We start from the raw sequence: 695 nt of genomic DNA, 5'->3' as shown, positions 1-695 counted from the left end.
TATTTCCCCGGCATCGGCAAGATCGGCTTCGAAGGCCGCGACTCCGACAACCCGCTCGCGTTCAAGGTCTATGACGCCAACAAGAAAATCGGCGACAAGACCATGGCCGAGCATCTGCGCTTTGCCGTGGCCTACTGGCACAGCTTCTGCGGCAACGGCGCCGATCCGTTTGGCCCGGGTACGCGCGCGTATCCGTGGGATATCGGCAACAGCGCGCTCGATCGTGCCGAGGCCAAGGCCGATGCCGCATTCGAATTCTTCACCAAGCTCGGCGTGCCGTATTACTGCTTCCACGATATCGACCTGTCGCCGGATGCCGACGATATCGGCGAGTACGAAAGCAACCTCAAGCACATGGTGGGCATCGCCAAGCAGCGCCAGGCCGACACCGGCATCAAGCTGCTGTGGGGCACCGCCAACCTGTTCTCGCACCCGCGCTACATGAATGGTGCATCCACCAACCCCGACTTCAACGTGGTGGCGCGTGCCGCCGTGCAGGTCAAGGCCGCGATCGATGCCACGGTGGAGCTGGGCGGCGAAAACTATGTGTTCTGGGGCGGCCGCGAAGGCTATGCCTGCCTGCACAACACGCAGATGAAGCGCGAGCAGGACAACATGGCGCGCTTCCTCACCCTGGCACGCGACTACGGCCGCGCGATCGGCTTCACCGGCAACTTCCTGATCGAGCCCAAGCC

The 695-nt window shown here is 63.0% G+C and carries 1 pseudogene; it reads left to right on the top strand.

Going from position 1 to position 695, the window contains the following annotated elements:
• Nucleotides 1-695: pseudogene (locus XnspCFBP7698_RS21200) on the top strand (xylose isomerase); the annotation flags it as partial.

This window comes from Xanthomonas sp. CFBP 7698, from assembly GCF_003600855.1.
Classification (GTDB): Bacteria; Pseudomonadota; Gammaproteobacteria; order Xanthomonadales; family Xanthomonadaceae; genus Xanthomonas; species Xanthomonas cannabis.
The sequence above is the reverse complement of the archived record's forward strand: the minus strand, read 5'-3'. Positions and strand labels throughout refer to the sequence as shown.